Origin of the sequence: Xanthomonas sp. DAR 35659, assembly GCF_041242975.1 — a bacterium.
GTDB lineage: Bacteria > Pseudomonadota > Gammaproteobacteria > Xanthomonadales > Xanthomonadaceae > Xanthomonas_A > Xanthomonas_A medicagonis.
The window spans coordinates 4,335,334-4,351,467 of the sequence record NZ_CP162488.1 but is presented as its reverse complement, the minus strand read 5'-3'; the positions used below and the strand labels follow the sequence as shown (position 1 = coordinate 4,351,467).

Annotated in this window: 17 protein-coding genes; 11 read left to right on the top strand and 6 right to left on the bottom strand. The window is 70.3% G+C overall.

The window, feature by feature from the left end; all coding sequences use genetic code 11:
• Positions 1-19: 19 nt before the first annotated feature.
• On the bottom strand, positions 20-2,503 hold the full coding sequence (locus tag AB3X07_RS18455) for an ABC transporter permease (protein WP_369940174.1): 2,484 nt from the start codon (positions 2,501-2,503) through the stop codon (positions 20-22).
• The gene (locus tag AB3X07_RS18450; RefSeq protein ID WP_369940171.1) at positions 2,500-3,102 is read right to left on the bottom strand and encodes an ABC transporter ATP-binding protein; all 603 of its coding nucleotides are present in this window, start codon (positions 3,100-3,102) and stop codon (positions 2,500-2,502) included. Before AB3X07_RS18450 ends, AB3X07_RS18455 begins: the two co-directional genes overlap by 4 nt.
• A gap of 125 nt (positions 3,103-3,227) precedes the next feature.
• Between AB3X07_RS18450 and AB3X07_RS18445 the strand changes: the two genes are divergently transcribed.
• The 3 genes from AB3X07_RS18445 to AB3X07_RS18435 all read left to right on the top strand — a co-directional run bounded on the left by AB3X07_RS18445 (position 3,228) and on the right by AB3X07_RS18435 (position 6,092).
• Positions 3,228-3,893 carry an arylesterase gene (locus tag AB3X07_RS18445; protein ID WP_369940169.1) on the top strand — a complete coding sequence of 222 codons (666 nt, stop codon included), beginning with the start codon at positions 3,228-3,230 and terminating at the stop codon, positions 3,891-3,893.
• A gap of 92 nt (positions 3,894-3,985) precedes the next feature.
• Entirely contained in the window at positions 3,986-4,699 is a 714-nt protein-coding gene (locus AB3X07_RS18440) for a response regulator transcription factor (protein WP_003481607.1), read from the top strand.
• Between the two features lie 109 nt (positions 4,700-4,808).
• A complete protein-coding gene (locus tag AB3X07_RS18435; protein WP_369940167.1) occupies positions 4,809-6,092 on the top strand; it encodes a sensor histidine kinase in 1,284 nt (427 codons plus the stop codon).
• Positions 6,093-6,123: 31 nt separating this feature from the next.
• On the opposite strand, the gene AB3X07_RS18430 is transcribed toward AB3X07_RS18435, so the two are convergent.
• Positions 6,124-6,831: an SGNH/GDSL hydrolase family protein gene (locus AB3X07_RS18430; protein ID WP_369940166.1), complete on the bottom strand. Its 708-nt coding sequence runs from the start codon at positions 6,829-6,831 to the stop codon at positions 6,124-6,126.
• 202 nt (positions 6,832-7,033) lie between these two features.
• Here AB3X07_RS18430 and AB3X07_RS18425 point away from each other — a divergent pair, with 202 nt between their 5' ends.
• From AB3X07_RS18425 to AB3X07_RS18390, 8 genes are all read left to right on the top strand, one after another.
• Positions 7,034-7,414 (top strand): diacylglycerol kinase, encoded by a 381-nt coding sequence (locus tag AB3X07_RS18425; RefSeq protein WP_369940165.1) that lies wholly within the window; start codon positions 7,034-7,036, stop codon positions 7,412-7,414.
• A 40-nt stretch (positions 7,415-7,454) separates the two neighbouring features.
• Positions 7,455-8,204 (top strand): TerC family protein, encoded by a 750-nt coding sequence (locus tag AB3X07_RS18420; RefSeq protein ID WP_369940164.1) that lies wholly within the window; start codon positions 7,455-7,457, stop codon positions 8,202-8,204.
• Between the two features lie 75 nt (positions 8,205-8,279).
• Positions 8,280-8,930 (top strand): LemA family protein, encoded by a 651-nt coding sequence (locus tag AB3X07_RS18415; protein ID WP_369940163.1) that lies wholly within the window; start codon positions 8,280-8,282, stop codon positions 8,928-8,930.
• 175 nt (positions 8,931-9,105) lie between these two features.
• Positions 9,106-10,071, top strand: a complete 966-nt coding sequence (locus AB3X07_RS18410) for a TPM domain-containing protein (protein ID WP_369940162.1) — start codon at positions 9,106-9,108, stop codon at positions 10,069-10,071.
• Positions 10,071-10,562, top strand: a complete 492-nt coding sequence (locus AB3X07_RS18405) for a TPM domain-containing protein (RefSeq protein ID WP_369940160.1) — start codon at positions 10,071-10,073, stop codon at positions 10,560-10,562. Before AB3X07_RS18410 ends, AB3X07_RS18405 begins: the two co-directional genes overlap by 1 nt.
• A gap of 450 nt (positions 10,563-11,012) precedes the next feature.
• Positions 11,013-11,921: a prolipoprotein diacylglyceryl transferase gene (lgt, locus tag AB3X07_RS18400; RefSeq protein ID WP_369940159.1), complete on the top strand. Its 909-nt coding sequence runs from the start codon at positions 11,013-11,015 to the stop codon at positions 11,919-11,921.
• Positions 11,918-12,712 (top strand): thymidylate synthase, encoded by a 795-nt coding sequence (locus AB3X07_RS18395; RefSeq protein ID WP_369940158.1) that lies wholly within the window; start codon positions 11,918-11,920, stop codon positions 12,710-12,712. The genes lgt and AB3X07_RS18395 overlap by 4 nt, the downstream gene beginning before the upstream one ends.
• Before the next feature lie 92 nt (positions 12,713-12,804).
• Positions 12,805-13,299 carry a dihydrofolate reductase gene (locus tag AB3X07_RS18390; protein ID WP_369944804.1) on the top strand — a complete coding sequence of 165 codons (495 nt, stop codon included), beginning with the start codon at positions 12,805-12,807 and terminating at the stop codon, positions 13,297-13,299.
• Between the two features lie 293 nt (positions 13,300-13,592).
• Here the strand turns inward: AB3X07_RS18390 and AB3X07_RS18385 are convergent, their stop codons facing one another.
• The 3 genes from AB3X07_RS18385 to rsmA all read right to left on the bottom strand — a co-directional run bounded on the left by AB3X07_RS18385 (position 13,593) and on the right by rsmA (position 16,021).
• Positions 13,593-14,525, bottom strand: a complete 933-nt coding sequence (locus AB3X07_RS18385) for a symmetrical bis(5'-nucleosyl)-tetraphosphatase (RefSeq protein ID WP_369940156.1) — start codon at positions 14,523-14,525, stop codon at positions 13,593-13,595.
• A 10-nt stretch (positions 14,526-14,535) separates the two neighbouring features.
• On the bottom strand, positions 14,536-14,919 hold the full coding sequence (gene apaG, locus AB3X07_RS18380; protein WP_369940155.1) for a Co2+/Mg2+ efflux protein ApaG: 384 nt from the start codon (positions 14,917-14,919) through the stop codon (positions 14,536-14,538).
• A 301-nt stretch (positions 14,920-15,220) separates the two neighbouring features.
• Complete coding sequence (rsmA, locus tag AB3X07_RS18375) at positions 15,221-16,021, bottom strand: 16S rRNA (adenine(1518)-N(6)/adenine(1519)-N(6))-dimethyltransferase RsmA (RefSeq protein WP_369940153.1); 801 nt, start codon at positions 16,019-16,021, stop codon at positions 15,221-15,223.
• Between the last annotated feature and the right edge of the window lie 113 nt (positions 16,022-16,134).

Here is a 16,134-nt window from a genome sequence, read left to right as displayed (position 1 = left end):
ATCCCCAATCCCGGCCCCCTCACGGCTCGCGCAACGCCAGCGCCGGCGGCGTGCGCAGGATGCGACGCGTGCCCGACCAGCCGGCGAGCAGGCTCAGCGCCACGCCGCCGAGGCCGCCCAGCAGCAGCGCCGGCCATGGCGGCGAAAGTGTCAGCTCGAAGGCCTGTTTGGCCACCACCACGCCAATGATCGCCGCGGCACCGACCGCGAGGATCGCGGCGAGCAGGCCGAGCACACCGAACTCCACCAGCACCGCGCCGCGCAGTTGCCCACGGCGCGCGCCCAGGGTGCGCAGTACCGCGCTGTCGTAGCGGCGCTCGCCGGCGGTGGCCTGCAGCGCCGCCAGCAACACCAGCGCGCCGGCCAGCAGGCTGAAGCCCATCACCAGTTGCACCGCCTGCGCCACGCGGTCGATCACCTCGCGCACCCGTTGCAGGATCGCGTCGATGTCCAGCAGCGACACGTTCGGATAGGTGCGGCTGAGCCCGCTCAACTGCGTGGCCGATCCGCGCGGCAAATGGAAGGCCGAGATCAGGTTGTACGGCGCGTCCTGCACCGCACCGGCGTTGAGCAGCAGGAAGAAGTTGACCCGGAACGAGTCCCAGTCCGCCTTGCGCACGCTGGTCACGGTGAAGCTGCGTTGCTGCTCGCCGAGCAGCAGGGTGATGCGATCGCCCAGCTTGAGCCCGTAGCGCTGCGCCCAGCCTTCCTCCACCGAGGCCTCCGCCGCGGTGCTGTCGGCGGCCCAGAAGCGGCCGGACAGCAGCCGGTTGGCGGCCGGGAACTGGTGCCGCCAGGAGAAGTTGATCGGCCGATCGACGCCGTCGCCGTCGTCTTCCGGACCCTGGTCCTGGCGCTGCGGCGGCTTGCCGTTGATCGCCACCAGCTTGCCGGTGCTGAACGGTTCCACCGTCGCGTCGGCGACGCCGAGTCCGCGCAGCGTGCCGAGCACGTGCTCGGCCTGGTCGGGCTGGATGTTCATCAGGAAGTAGTTCGGCGTGTCCGCTGGCAGCCGGTCGCGCCATTGGCCGAGCAGGCCCGGGCCGATCACCGCCAGCAGCAGCAACGCGCACAGAGACAGCGACAGCCCGACCAGTTGCACCACGCTCAGCGCGCGGCGCCGGGTCAGCGCCGCCAGGCCCAGCTTCCATGGCCCGCGCAGCCGCGACTGCAGCCGCCGCAGCACGGCCAGCAGCAGGCCGCCGACCGCCGCGGCGAGCGCGGCGAGCAGGGTCAGGCCGCCCAGCACCCAGGCCGCCAGCACGCCGTCGCCGGTGGCGTACACCGCCAGCACCACGGTGGCGACCAGGGCGGCGGCATAGACCAGCAGCGAGGTCGGCGGCAGCGCGGCGAAGCTGCGGTTGAGCACGCGCATCGGCGGCACGTTGCGCAGCCGCAGCAGCGGCGGCAGGCCGAAGCCGAGCAGCAGCAACAGGCCTATGCCGGCGCCGGCCAGCGCCGGGGTCGCCTGCGGCAGCGGCAGCCGGTTCGGGATCAGGCTGCCCAGCGCCTCGACCAGGCCGATCTGAGCCAGCATGCCCAGGCCCACGCCCAGCGCGCAGGCGGGGATCGCCAGCAGCAGCAACTGCAGCGCCAGCGCGCCGAGGATGTCGCGCTGGCGCGCGCCCAGGCAGCGCAGCACCGCCACGTTGTCGATGCGGCGCAAGGCGAAGCGGTTGGCGGCCAGCGCGGTGGCGACGCCGGCCAGCAGCACCGCCAGCAACGCGGCCAGGGCCAGGAAGCGCCCGGCGCGGTCGAAGGCGCCGCGCACGCCGCGCTGGGTGTCCTCGATGCCGACCAGACGGAACGCCTTGGCGCGCGGCTGCAGCCATGCGCGCAATGCGGCGATCTCCTCCGGCGCACCGGCGAACATCAAGCGGTAGGAGGCGCGGCTGCCGGGGCCGAGCAGGCCGGCGGCATCGACGTCGGCGCGGTTGACCAGCAGTGGCGGCGACAGTTGCATCAGTTCGCCGGAGGCGTCCGGCTCGGCGCGCAGCACGCGGGTCACGCGCAACGTGCCGGCACCGAATTCCAGGTCGTCGCCGAGCTTCAGCCCCAGCGCCTCGAGCAGGCGCGGGTCGGCATAGGCCTGGCCGCGCGGCGGCGCGCCGGCACGCTCGCCGCCCGCGCCCGCGGTGTCGCGCGCGACCAGTAGTTCGCCGCGCAGCGGATAGCCGTCGGCGACTGCCTTGATGTTGGCCATCTGGCTCGCGTCGCCGTGGAACAGCACGCTCGGGAAGCTGACCAGGCGCGTGTGGCGCAGGCCGCGGCGCTGCGCTTCCGCGGCGAACGCGGCGGGAATGTCCTGGCGCCCGGTCACGCCGAGATCGCCGCCGATCACCTCGGCGGCGCTGCCGGTCAGCGCCAGGGTGACGCGATCGACCAGGGTGCCGACCGCGGTCATCACCGCCACGCCCAGCACCAGCGCGGCGAACACGGTCAGCAGGTCGCCGGCGAACAGCTCGCGGCGCAGCGCGCGCACGGCGTGGCGCAGCACGTTCATGCGTCGGCCGCCGCGTCGGCCTGGCGCAGGCGGCCGCCGTCGAGCCGGTAGCGGTGCTCGCAGCGCTGCGCCAGGCGCATGTCGTGGGTGACCAGCACCAGGGTGGTGTCGCTGCCGGCGTTGAGCGCGAACAGCAGGTCGCTGATCTGTTGCCCGGTGGCCTGGTCGAGGCTGCCGGTCGGTTCGTCGGCGAACAGGATCCGCGGCCGCGCCACGAACGCGCGCGCCAGCGCCACGCGCTGCTGCTCGCCGCCGGACAGTTGCCGCGGGTAGTGCCGCGCACGCGCGCTCAGTCCGACCGCCTCCAGCACCTCGCGCACCCGCGCCGGGTCCTCGCGCCCGGCCAGTTCCAGCGGCAGCGCGACGTTCTCCGCCGCGGTCAGCGACGGCAGCAGGTGGAAACTCTGGAACACGAAGCCGACCGCGCGCGCGCGCAACGCGGCCCGCGCCTCCTCGTCCAGCGCGTTGAGCGACTGCCCGGCGAGCACGATCTCGCCCTGGGTCGGCAGGTCCAGGCCGGCAAGCAGGCCGAGCAGGGTGGTCTTGCCGGAGCCGGAGGCGCCGACGATGGCGACGCTGTCGCCTTCACCGATGGTCAATCCGACCTTGTCGAGAATGTGGACCGTGCCCTCCGGTCCGCTGACGGATTTGCCGACATCGCGTACGTCGATCGCGATGCCGGTGCGGGGAGTGGGGGCCAGACTGTCGATGAGGAAATCTCCGGATGCGTGGCAACGATACGAAAGGAACGCCTGCCTGGACGCGCAGCGCCTGGCTCCTGGCCTGTCTGGCATGGTGTCTGCTGCTGCCCGCCATCGCCTGTGCCAAAGGTGCGACGGGGCCGGTGCTGGTGGTCGGCGACAGCCTCAGCGCCGCGCACAACATCCCGGTCCAGTCCGGCTGGGTGGCGCTGCTGGAGCGCCGCCTGCACCAACAGATGCAGGCGCCGCCGGCGGTAGTCAATGCCAGCATCAGCGGCGAGACCTCCTCCGGTGCGCTGACCCGGCTGCCGGCGCTGCTGCAGAAGCACCGCCCGGCGGTGGTGGTGATCGAACTGGGCGGCAACGATGCGCTGCGCGGGCTGACCCCGGCGGAACTGCGCGGCAACCTGGAGAAGATGATCGTGCTCAGCCGCGCCGCCGGCGCCAAGGTGCTGCTGCTGGGCATCGACGTGCCGCCCAACTACGGCCCAGCCTATCGGCAACGCTTGCGCGCGGTCTATGCCGATCTGGCCAAGCAGTACCAGACCGGACTGCTGCCGTTCCTGCTCGAGGGCGTGGCGCTGAACCCGGCGCTGATGCAGGAGGACGGCCTGCACCCCACCGCGGCCGGCCAGCCGAAGGTGCTGGACAACGTCTGGCCCAAGCTCAAACCCTTGATCGGCGGGTGATTTCCGCAACGGTCAGACACATGAAGCGATCTTCACGCCGTCACCACCGCGCTTGCGGCATGTTTCACAAAGCTGAAGACTGAGGAAGCTCTATGCGTCAGACCAAGGAAACCTCCGGACTCGTCCTGGTCGTCGAGGACAACCGCAACATTTCCGAGATGATCGGCGAATACCTGGAAGGCCGCGGATTCGAAGTGGATTACGCCTGCGATGGCCTGGACGGCTACCGCCTGGCGGCGGAAAACAGCTACGACGTGGTGGTGCTGGACCTGATGCTGCCGCGCCTGGACGGCATCGAAGTGTGCCGCCGCCTGCGCAACGACGCGCGCAAGTCCACCCCGGTGCTGATGCTGACCGCGCGCGACACGCTCGACGACAAGCTCACCGGTCTGGGCTTCGGCGCCGACGACTACCTGACCAAGCCGTTCGCGATCCAGGAACTGGAAGCGCGGCTGCGCGCGCTGATCCGCCGCGAACGCCGCCAGGTCGGATCGGAAGTGCTGAAGGTGGCCGACCTGGTGCTGGATCCGGTGAGCATGCGCGCCACCCGCGCCGGCACCGAGCTGCAGCTGTCGCCGATCGGCCTGCGCCTGCTGACCATCCTGATGCGCGAATCGCCGCGCGTGGTCACCCGCCAGGAGATCGAGCGCGAGATCTGGGGCAACGGCCTGCCGGACTCGGACACCTTGCGCAGCCATCTGTACAACCTGCGCAAGATCATCGACAAGCCGTTCGACCGCCCGCTGCTGCACACGGTGCAGAGCGCCGGCTACCGCATCGCCGACATCGCCCAGCCGATGAGCTGAGCGATCCCGCGTTTGCCGTGCGGGCAGGTGCCGAGGAACGGCGCCTGCTTGCACGGCGGATTCACGATCCGCGCTTCTATAATCGGCGGCGAAACGACACGGAAGCTGTATGCCGCACGGGTTACCGCGCAAAATCCGCCTCGCGCTCGTCGCCCGCATCCTGTTCGCGGGCTGCATCGTCGCGTTGGGCAGTTACCTGGTCGTGGCGGTGGTGCAGCATTCGCTGGTGGGTTCGGTGATGCGCGAGGAAGCCGCGCACTACTGGCGCCTGTACGCGCAATCGCCTTCGCCGCCACCGCCGCCCAACAGCCATACCCTGCATGGTTATCTGGTGCCGGCCGGGCAATCGCCCACGGCGGTGCCGGTGGCGTTGCGTGACCTGCGGCCGGGCCTGCACGAACACCTCCCGGGCGGCGAGATGGTGCTGGTCGACGAGACCAAGGCCGGGCGCCTGTACCTGGTGTTCCTGCGCGCGCAGGCGCAGCGCCTGGCGTTCTGGTTCGGCATCGTGCCGGCGCTGTTGACCCTGGTCGCGGTGGTGGTGGTGGGCTGGCTGACCTACCGCGCCTCGCGCCGGCTGCTGTCGCCGGTCAACTGGCTGGCGCGGCGCGTGTCGCAATGGGATCCGCGGCATCCGTCCACCGCCGACCTGGCGCCGGAAAACCTGCCGGCCGACGTGCAGGGCGAATCGCGGCAACTGGCCGCCGCGCTGCATGCGCTGGCGCTGCGCGTCACCGATCACGTCGCGCGCGAACGCAACTTCACCCGCGACGCCAGCCACGAACTGCGCACGCCGCTGACCGTGATCCGCGTCGCCAGCGACATCGCCATGACCGATCCGGACCTGCCGCCGCGGCTGGGCCGCAGCCTGCAGCGGATCCAGCGCGCCGGCCGCGACATGGAGGCGGTGATCGATGCCTTCCTGATCCTGGCGCGCGAAGCCGACGTGATCCCGCAGAGCGAGACCTTCGAGGTCGCCGACGTGGTCGAGTACGAGGCGGAAAACGCGCGCGAACTGTTGACCGGCAAGCCGGTGACGCTGACCGTCACCGTGCGCACCGTCGCGCGCCTGCATGCGCCGCCACGGGTGCTGCACGTGGTGGTCAGCAACCTGCTGCGCAACGCCTGCAGCTACACCGATGCCGGCGGCATCGAGGTCGAGGTCGACACCGACCGGATCAGCATCCGCGACACCGGCATCGGCATGTCCGCCGAGGCCTTGCAGCGCGCGTTCGAACCGTTCTTCCGCGCCGAGCCGGACCGCCCGCAGGGCACCGGGCTGGGCCTGTCGATCGTGCTGCGGCTGTGCGAGCGCTTCGGCTGGCGGATCGGACTGGAGAGCGCGGAAGGCGGCGGTACCACCGCCACGATCCGCTTCGACCCGGCCAAGTAAGCGGCCGGGGCGGGGACAGCGAAAGGCGCGTTCAGCGCTTCAGGTACGGCCGCACGATGTCGCGCCACAACGCATAGCCGGCGGCGTTCATATGCAGGTGGTCTGGGCCGAACAGGTCGGCGCGCGGTTGCCCGTCGGCGGCCAACATCGGCGTGTACACGTCGATGAAGTCCACCTGCTTCAGCGACGCCGCCGCCGCGCGGATCAGTCCGTTGGCCTCGGCCACCTGCGGCAGCAGCGCCGCCCGCGCCGGACTGGGCTTGATCGCGATGTAGGCGATGCGCACGTTCGGCAGGTCGCGGCGCACCCGGGTCACGAAGGCGAGGAAGTCCTCGCGCAACTGCTGTGGGCTGCGCCCGCTGTTGAGGTCGTTGTCGCCGGCGTAGAACACGATCAGGCGCGGCTTGTATGGCACCACGATGCGGTCGGCGTACCAGGTGCTGTCGCGGATCTCCGAGCCGCCGAAGCCGCGGTTGAGCGTGTTCACGCCCGGGAAGTCCTTGGCCAGCGAGGTCCAGAAGCGGATCGAGGAACTGCCGACGAACAGCACGCCGCCGGGCTTGGGCGGGTGTGCGGCGTCGGCCTGGGCGAAGCGCTGCATGTCCTGTTCCCACTCCGCGTTGGAGACCTGCTGCGGGATCTGTGGTGGCGGCGGCGGGGTCAGCGCCAGGGCCGATTGCAGGCCGAGCAGGGACAGGGAAAGGGCGAGCAGCGCGGCGCGCAGCGGCGAACGGGGCATGGTGGCGCCTCCTGGGACAGGGGAGCGGCGATGGTGCCGCAGGCGGTGCGCCGCAGGCAAATCCGCGGCCGGCGGCGGCGCGCTTCGGCGGGGAAGGGGGGCTTGTGGCAAAATCGGCGCCTAGCCCGCTTCGCCATCACCCATGACCGTTCCCTTCCGGCCGTCGCTGTCGCGTCCCCGTTCCCCAGGCCGGGCCTGAGCCATGGCCGACCAATTCGGGCACCTGCCGCGCGGACCGCGGCGCATGCTGATGGCGCTGCGCTGGTCGTACCAGGGCCTGCGCGCCGCCTGGCTGCACGAATCCTCGTTCCGGCTGGAAGTGTGCCTGTTCGTGGCGTTGGCGCCGCTGGCGCTGTGGCTGGGGCAGGGGCCGGTGCAGCAGGCGCTGATGATCGGCTCGCTGTTGCTGGTACTGGCGGTGGAACTGCTCAATTCCGCGATCGAGGCGGTGATCGAGCGTTACGGGCCGGAGCATCACGAACTGGCCGGACGCGCCAAGGACATGGGCTCGGCCGCGGTGTTGCTGATGCTGGCCAACGTGGTGCTGTGCTGGGGGCTGATCCTGCTGCCGCGCGTGCTGTGAGGCCCGCTTCGTCTTTCTTATCGTCAAAGGATTCCACCCCATGGCTTTCGAGTTTCTCGCCGATCCCAACACCTGGCTGACGCTGCTGACGCTGAGCGCATTGGAAATCGTGCTGGGCATCGACAACCTGGTGTTCATCTCCATCGCGGTCGGCAAGCTGCCCGAGGCGCAGCGCCCGGCGGCGCGCAAGTTCGGCATCGCGGTGGCGTGCCTGACCCGCATCGCGCTGTTGGTCTCGCTGGCGTTCCTGGCGCGGATGCAGGGCGAGCTGTTCAGCGTCGCCGGCATGGGCATTTCGATCCGCGACCTGGTGCTGATCATCGGCGGCCTGTTCCTGCTGGTGAAGGGCACCATGGAGATCCGCGAGCTGATCACCGGCGGCGAGGACTCAGACCCCACCACCAGCAAGGCCTCGGGCGTGTTCTGGATGGTGATCGCGCAGATCGCGGTGATCGACATCGTGTTCTCGCTGGACTCGGTGATCACCGCGGTCGGCATGGCCCAGCACATCCCGGTGATGGTCGCGGCGGTGCTGCTGGCGGTGGCGGTGATGCTGCTGGCGGCGAACCCGCTGGGCCGCTTCATCGACGCCAACCCGACGGTGAAGATGCTGGCGCTGGCGTTCATCCTGATGATCGGCGTGGTGCTGATCCTGGATGGCCTGGACGTGCACGTGCCCAAGCCCTACATCTACGCCGCGATGGGCTTCTCGGTGCTGGTGGAATGGCTGAACCTGCTGATGCGCCGCCGCGCCGCCGCGCACAACGTGCCGGGGGCCGGGCAATGGTGAACGGCTGACGGGCCGCGGCTGCGTTTTCACGGAGGGCGTGGCAAGCTGCGCCCAGTCTTCATGCCGGAGAGCGCCATGCGCCTGTTGTCCCGTTCTTTGTTCCTCGCCGCAGTGGTGGCGCTGTTGTCGGGCTGCGGCTACAACGCGATCCAGCAGAAGGACGAGGCGGTCAAGGCCGGCTGGTCCGAGGTGCTGAACCAGTACAAGCGCCGCGCCGACCTGATCCCGAACCTGGTCAACACGGTCAAGGGCTATGCCGACCAGGAGCGACAGGTGCTGACCGACGTGACCAATGCGCGCGCGCGGGTCGGCCAGGTGCAGGTCAACGCCGACGACGCCGCCTCGCTGCAGCAGTTCCAGCAGGCGCAGGGCGAGCTGTCCAGCGCGCTGTCGCGGCTGCTGGTGGTCACCGAGAACTATCCCAACCTCAAGTCCGACCAATCCTTCCGCGACCTGCAGGCGCAACTGGAAGGCACCGAGAACCGCATCACCGTGGCCCGCGGCCGCTACATCCAGGCGGTGCAGGACTACAACACCTACATCCGCTCGTTCCCGCAGGTGATCACCTCGAAGATCTTCGGCTACAAGGAAAAGCCCAACTTCTCGGTGGCCAACGAGGCGCAGATTTCCGAGGCGCCGGCGGTGAACTTCGGCGGCCAACCGGCGCCGCAACCGCAGCCGCAGCCGCAGCCGCAACAGGCGCCGCAGCCAGCGCCGGCGCAGTAGGCGCGGCGCCGGTGCGCAGCGGCGTCGGCGTCGCTGCGTGCCGACCGGGTCGCGGTGTGCGGCAGCGGCATCCGCACCGCGTCGGCCGCCGCCCGGCCTGGCGTGTTCGGCGGCAGGACCGCCGCGCTTTCCTTCCTTCGATGCTGCCGCGCGATCGCGCCGGCAGGAGTCTGCAATGAGCGATGCGACGATCCGCCCGTGGCGCGCGCGGCTGGGCCGGGCGACTTGGATCGGCGTGCTGCTGCTCGCGCTGCTGCCGCTGCTGGCCTGGGCGCAGGCCGGTAGCGAGGCGCCGATTCCGCCGCTGGACGCGCCGGTCATCGACACCACCGGCACGCTGACGCCCGAGCAGCGCCTGGAGCTGGACCGTCAGGCGGTGCAGCTGCAGCAGCGCAAGGGCAGCCAGCTGCAGGTGCTGGTGGTGCCGAGCACCGCGCCGGAGAGCATCGAGCAGTACACCCAGCGCGTGTTCGACCAGTGGAAACTCGGCCGCAAGGGCGTGGACGATGGCGTGCTGCTGGTGGTGGCCAAGGACGACCGCCGGGTACGCATCCAGCCCGGCTACGGCCTGGAGGGCGCGATTCCCGACGCCACCGCCAACCGCATCATCCAGGAGTACCTGGTGCCGCGCTTCCGCGCTGGCGACTACAGCGGCGGGATCGCCGAGGCCACCGCGATGCTGGTCAAGCTGATCGACGGCGAACAGTTGCCGGCACCGGTGAGTACCCATGCGAGCGAATCGCGTTCCGGCGGCAGGCTGCCGCTGGGCTTTTTCGCAGGGCTGTTCGCCGCCTTCGTCGCGCAATTGATCTTCGCGCGCGCGCCGCGGCCCTTGCGTGCCGTGCTGGTGGGGGCGGCTGGCGGTGGCGTGGGCCTGCTGTTGAGCCTGTCGCTGTTCGTCGGCGCCCTGACCGGTGCGATCGGGCTGGTGCTGGGGTTGCTGTCTGGCCTGTCGCCTGGCCGGTCGGCCGGTGGCGGCGGCTGGGGCGGGGGCGGCTGGGGTGGTGGTGGTTTCGGTGGCGGGTTCGGCGGATTCGGCGGTGGCGGTGGCGGTGGCTTCGGCGGCGGTGGTGGTGGCGGTGGTAGTTGGGGCGGAGGCGGCGGCAGTTCGGGAGGCGGTGGCGCCTCGGGGAGTTGGTGATGCGCATACTCCGCCATCTGTTCGCGCCCTCGGCGCGTGCCGTGTTCCCCGACGCCAGCCTGCAGCGCATCGGCGCGGCGATCGCCGAGGGAGAGCGGTTGCACCGCGGGCAGGTGATGTTCGCGGTGGAGGCGGGCCTGGCGCCGGCGCAGGTGCTGCGCGGCATGGCGCCACGGCTGCGCGCCGAGCACGCCTTCGCCCAGTTGCGCACCTGGGATACCGACGCCAACAACGGCGTGCTGATCTATCTGTTGCTGGCCGATCACCACATCGAGATCGTCGCCGACCGCGGTCTGCGCGGGCGCGTGGACGCGGCGCAATGGCGCGAGGTCTGCGCGGTGATCGAGCGCGATATGCGCGCGGGCCAGCCCGAGCAGGCGGTGATCGCCGGCGTTGGCGCGGTGTCGGCGTTGCTAGCTACGCACTTCCCGGCGCAGCCGGGCCAGGACGGCGAGGACGAGTTGCCGAACTTGCCGCGGGTGCTGGACTGAGCCTGCGGCGATGGTGGGTTTGTGCTGACGGCAGATGAGGCGCCCGCTGCGCCTGGCGCCGGTCGGCTCCCCAGGCAGCCTTGGCCTGTTCCATGCGCTGACGCGGCCGCCTCCGAGATCCGCTGTAGGAGCGGCTTTAGCCGCGACAGGCATTCCTGGGAACGCCTGTCGCGGCTAAAGCCGCTCCTACAGGGCGCGCGCGTCTGGCTCGGGAGGTATCGATGGCGCCGCCGTTCCAACGTCGCCGCGGTGGCGCATGTGCGCCTGCGAGCAGATGAAGGGCTTCCCCGTTACGCCGTCCCCAATCGAGGCAACCAGCGGCGCCGGTGGCAGACGCGTGCGCCTGCCAGCAGATGAAGGACCACCCCCATTACACGGTCTCCCAGTCGAGGCAACCAGCGGAGTCGGTGGCAGAATAGGCGACCTTCGCCCCCCGGCCGACGCTCGCGCATGACCTATCTCCACCAGATCGACCCCATCGCCTTCTCGCTCGGCCCGGTGAAGGTGCATTGGTACGGGCTGATGTACCTGGCCGCCTTCGCCTCGGCCTGGTGGCTGGGCCGCCTGCGCATCCGCGCCGGGCGCCTGCCCGGCGTGGACATGGAGGGATTCTCCGACCTGCTGTTCTACGCGATGCTGGGCGTGGTGCTGGGCGGGCGCGTGGGCTACATGGTGTTCTACGCCTTGTCCGATTTCCTGGCCGATCCGCTGCTGATCTTCAAGGTGTGGGACGGCGGCATGAGCTTCCACGGCGGCCTGATCGGCGTGCTGGTCGCCGCGGCCTGGTGGTCGCGCAAGGCGCGCCTGCACTTCTTCGACACCATGGATTTCGTCGCCCCGCTGGTGCCGCTGGGGCTGGGCTTCGGCCGCGTCGGTAATTTCGTCGGCGGCGAGTTGTGGGGCAAGTTGACCAACGCCGGCTGGGGCGTGATCTTCCCGCGCGCGCCGATGCAGGACCAGGTCGCCGGCGCGCAGGCGCTGGACAGCCTGATGAGCGCCACGGAACTGCAGCGGCAGTATGCCGCCGGGCTGCTGGACCGCTACGCCCGCCATCCCTCGCAGCTGTACGAGGCGGTGCTGGAAGGCCTGGTCATGTTCGTGGTGCTGTGGACGTTCTCGATGAAGCCGCGCGCGCGCTATGCGGTGTCCGGCCTGTTCGCGCTGCTGTATGGCGTGTTCCGCTTCGCGGTGGAGTTCGTGCGCGTGCCCGATGCGCAGCTCGGCTATCTCGCCTTCCATTGGCTGACCCGCGGCCAGCAGTTGAGCGTGCCGCTGATCGTGCTCGGCCTGTACCTGCTGTGGCGCTCGCGCCGCGCGCCGGTGCTGCAGCCGGTGCCGCCGCCGGAGGTGGCCAAGTGAAGCAGTATCTGGAACTGCTGCAGCACGTGCTGGAACACGGCGCGGAGAAATCCGACCGCACCGGCACCGGCACGCGCAGCGTGTTCGGCTGGCAGATGCGCTTCAACCTCGATGATGGTTTTCCCCTGGTCACCACCAAGAAGCTGCACCTGCGCTCGATCGTGCACGAGCTGCTGTGGTTCCTGAAGGGCGAGACCAACATCGCCTATCTCAAGGACAACAAGGTCAGCATCTGGGACGAGTGGGCCGACGCGCAGGGCGAACTGGGCCCGGTCTACGGCAAGCAGTGGCGGCGCTGGACCGGCGCCGACGGCCGCGAGATCGATCAGATGCAGTGGCTGGTGGAGGAGATCAAGCGCAACCCGGATTCGCGGCGGCTGCTGATCAGCGCCTGGAACGTGGCCGAGCTGCCGCAGATGGCGCTGATGCCGTGCCACAGCCTGTTCCAGTTCTACGTGGTCGACGGCAAGCTCAGCTGCCAGCTGTACCAGCGCAGTGGCGACATCTTCCTCGGCGTGCCGTTCAACATCGCCAGCTACGCGCTGCTGACCCACATGGTGGCGCAGGCCACCGGCCTGGGCGTGGGCGATTTCGTGCACACGCTGGGCGATGCGCACCTGTACTCCAATCACTTTGATCAGGCGCGCGAGCAACTGGCGCGCACGCCGCGGCCGTTGCCGCGGTTGCGGCTGAACCCGGCGGTCACCGACCTGTTCGCCTTCACCTACGACGACATCGCCATCGAGGGCTACGACCCGCATCCGGCGATCAAGGCGCCGGTGGCGGTGTGAGGGGCGGGGAGTCGGGAATGGGGAATGGGGAATCGGCAAAGACAACGGCAGTGGCGCTGACGGATGCGGATGCCTCGGCCACGCGCTCTGGATTGCGGTTGACCCTGATCGCCGCGCTCGACCGTGCCAATGCGATCGGTCGCGACAATGACCTGCCGTGGCGCCTGCCCGACGATCTGAAGCGCTTCAAGGCGCTGACCCTGGGCAAGCCGGTGCTGATGGGACGCAGGACCGCGCAGTCGCTGGGCCGCGCGTTGCCGGGGCGGATGAACCTGGTGATGACCCGCTCGGGGCAGGTGCCGTTCGAGGGCATGCAGGCCGTCGCCTCGCTGCAGGCGGCGCTCGGGATCGCGCAGGCCGGCGGCGCCGAGGAACTGTCGGTGATCGGCGGCGGCGACATTTTCGCCCTGGCCCTGCCGCATGCCGACATGCTGTACCTGACCCACGTGGACACGCTGGTCGAAGGCGCCGATGCGCATTTCCCGGCGTTCGATCCGGCGCAGTGGGAAGTCGTGGCGCGGCAGGCGCACGCGGCCGATGCCAGGCATGCGCTGGCCTTCGAGTTTGTCGATTACCGGCGCAGGTGAGGCGTGCGTAGCGCAGCCGGGCGAGCGATCGGATGCGGCGCCGAAGGTATTGCTGGCATGAGGCGAGCGGGCATTCTCCTGCAGCACGCGTTGCAGGCGTGATGCCCTTGGCTGCCGCATTCCTGGCTTGGCTGGCGCTTTTGTAGGAGCGGCTTCAGCCGCGACAGAAGCCATGCATGTGATGCAGACGATCGGCGATGGATGGTGCCTGTCGCGGCTGAAGCCGCCTACAGTGCGAGGGTTCTGGTCGGCAAGGCGCGGTGGCCACCGCGCCCTTCCTCGATGGCGTGCCGTCAGTCTTGTGCCGGCGCCGGCGCCGGCGCTGCGCCGGCCGCCGTACCCGCACCACGCCCGCCGCCCGAACGCCGCCGTGGCGGCCGCGCGCGCGGTGCCGGCGGCGGACCCTCGACCGGGCGCCCGGGCACTTGCACGACCTGCAGGTCCTCGCTGTCCAGCCGCAGCGCGGTGAGCTTGCCGCCCCAGACCGCGCCGGTGTCGATCGCGTGCACGCCCTGGGTGATGGTCAGGCCCAGCGTCGACCAGTGGCCGCACACGATCTTGAGGTCGCGCTCGGCGCGGCCCGGCACCTCGAACCACGGATACAGGCCCTGCGCCTGGGTTCCCGGCGTGCCCTTCTCCTCGATCGCGATGCGCCCGCGCGGGGTGCAATAGCGGGCGCGGGTGAACAGGTTGATGATCGCGCGCGAACGGTCGTAGCCGGTCAGGCCCGGCGACCACGCCGGGCGATCGCCGTACATGTTGCGGAACAGCTTGCGGTAGCCGCTGCCGTGCAACTGCTGCTCGACCTCGCGCGCATGCTTCTCCGCCAGGGTGGTGGTCCACTTCGGCGCCAGGCCGGCGTGGATCATCATCCAGCCAAGTTGGCGGTCGGCGTGCAGCAGCTTCTGCATGCGCAGCCAGGTGAGCAGTTCGTCGCGGTCCTCGGCCAGCACGATGCGTTGCAGGTCCGGATTGACCTTGCGCTGTTCGTCCGGGCTGCGCTCGCCGATCGCCAGCAGCGACAGGTCGTGGTTGCCCAGCACCACCTCGCTGTGCGCGCGCAGCGAGTGCACCAGGCGCAGGGTCTCCAGCGACTGGCCGCCGCGGTTGACCAGGTCGCCGCAGAACCACAGCCGGTCCACGGCCGGGTCGAAACGGATCTTCTCCAGCAGCCGCTGGGTGACGTCGTAGCAGCCCTGCAGGTCGCCGATGGCCCAGACGCTCATGCCGCCGCCATCAGTGCAGGGTCCGCGGCACGGTCAGCACGAACGGGGCGACCGGCGCGACGAACTGGGTGCCGTCGTCGGCTTCCATGTCGTAGTGGCCGCGCATCGTGCCGTGCTCGGTCTCCAGCATCAGCCCGGAGGTGTAGCGGAAATCCTCGCCGGGACGCAGCCGCGGCTGTTCGCCGACCACGCCGTCGCCGTCCACGCGTTCGACGCGGCCGTTGCCGTCGGTGATCTCCCAGTGCCGGGCGATCAGCCGCGCGGCGACGCGGCCGCGGTTACGGATGCGGATCGTGTAGGCGAACGCGTAGCGTCCGTCCTCCGGCGCCGATTGGTCGTCGAGGAAGCGGGGCGATACTTCGACCTCGATCCGGTAGGGGGCGTCATTGTTCATGTCGACAGTTTAGAGCGTGTTTTGCCGTTTGAGGCGAGATATGGCGGAGGTTCGCGATACGGCGTGGCTATCGCGTGGCGGACTCGCGTCGGCCGCCCAGGCGGATCGCATGGGCGTGCAGCGTGCAGCGGGCAACAGGCGGCGGGACGGCGGTCTCGGCGCATCGTTCTGCGCGATGCGCGTGCCGCGAGGCAGTCCGGCGCGCTTCGCAGTCGTCGCCGCGTGCAGGGAGGCGCGCTGGGAGGCAGTGTCGGAGTGCGCGAGCGCACCGCGGCGCGCGCCGCTCGCCGCGGCGCAGGCGTCAGGTGGCCTGAGCGACGTTGGCCAGGCGCACGAAGTCGGCGACCTCGAGTTGCTCGGCGCGCGCGTCCGGGCGCACGTCCGCGGCCTCGAACTGCGCGGCATCGCAGACCCCGTTCAGGGCATTGCGCAGGGTCTTGCGGCGCTGCCCGAACGCGGCGCGGACCACGTCGGCGAAGCGCCGCGGATCGGCGATGCCGACGCGCTGCGGCGCATGCGGCACCAGCCGCACCACCGCCGAATCCACCTTCGGCGGCGGCCGGAACGCGCCCGGCGGCACCACGAACAGCGAGGTCACCTCGCAGTACGCCTGCAGCATCACGCTGAGCCGGCCATAGACCTTGCTGCCCGGCGCGGCGGCCATGCGATCGACCACTTCCTTCTGCAGCATGAAGTGCATGTCGGCGATCGCGGCGGCGTGGTCCAGCGCATGGAACAGGATCGGCGAGGAGATGTTGTAGGGCAGGTTGCCGACCAGGCGCAGTTTGCCGGCGGCGCCGGCCAGCGCGGTGAAGTCCACCGACAGCACGTCGCGGTTGAGGATGGTCAGCGCGCCGACCCCTTCCGCCGCGGCGGTCAGCGGCGCGATCAGGTCGCGGTCGAATTCGATCACGGTCAGGCGGCCGTGGCGGCGCAGCAGCGGGAAAGTGATGGCGCCCTGGCCGGGGCCGATCTCGACCAGCAGGTCGTCCGGCTTGGGATTCACCGCGCGCACGATGCTGTCGATGTAGTGGCGGTCGCTGAGGAAATGCTGGCCAAGCGATTTCTTGGCCGGGGCGCTGAAGCCGGGATGGGAAGTCATGCGGGCAATCTTATCGGGATGGGGGCGGGAAGGCGCGCGCGGGCGCTTGGGTAGGAGCGGCTTCAGCCGCGACCCGGCGTTATCGGGAAAGCCCGGTCGCGGCCGAAGCCGCT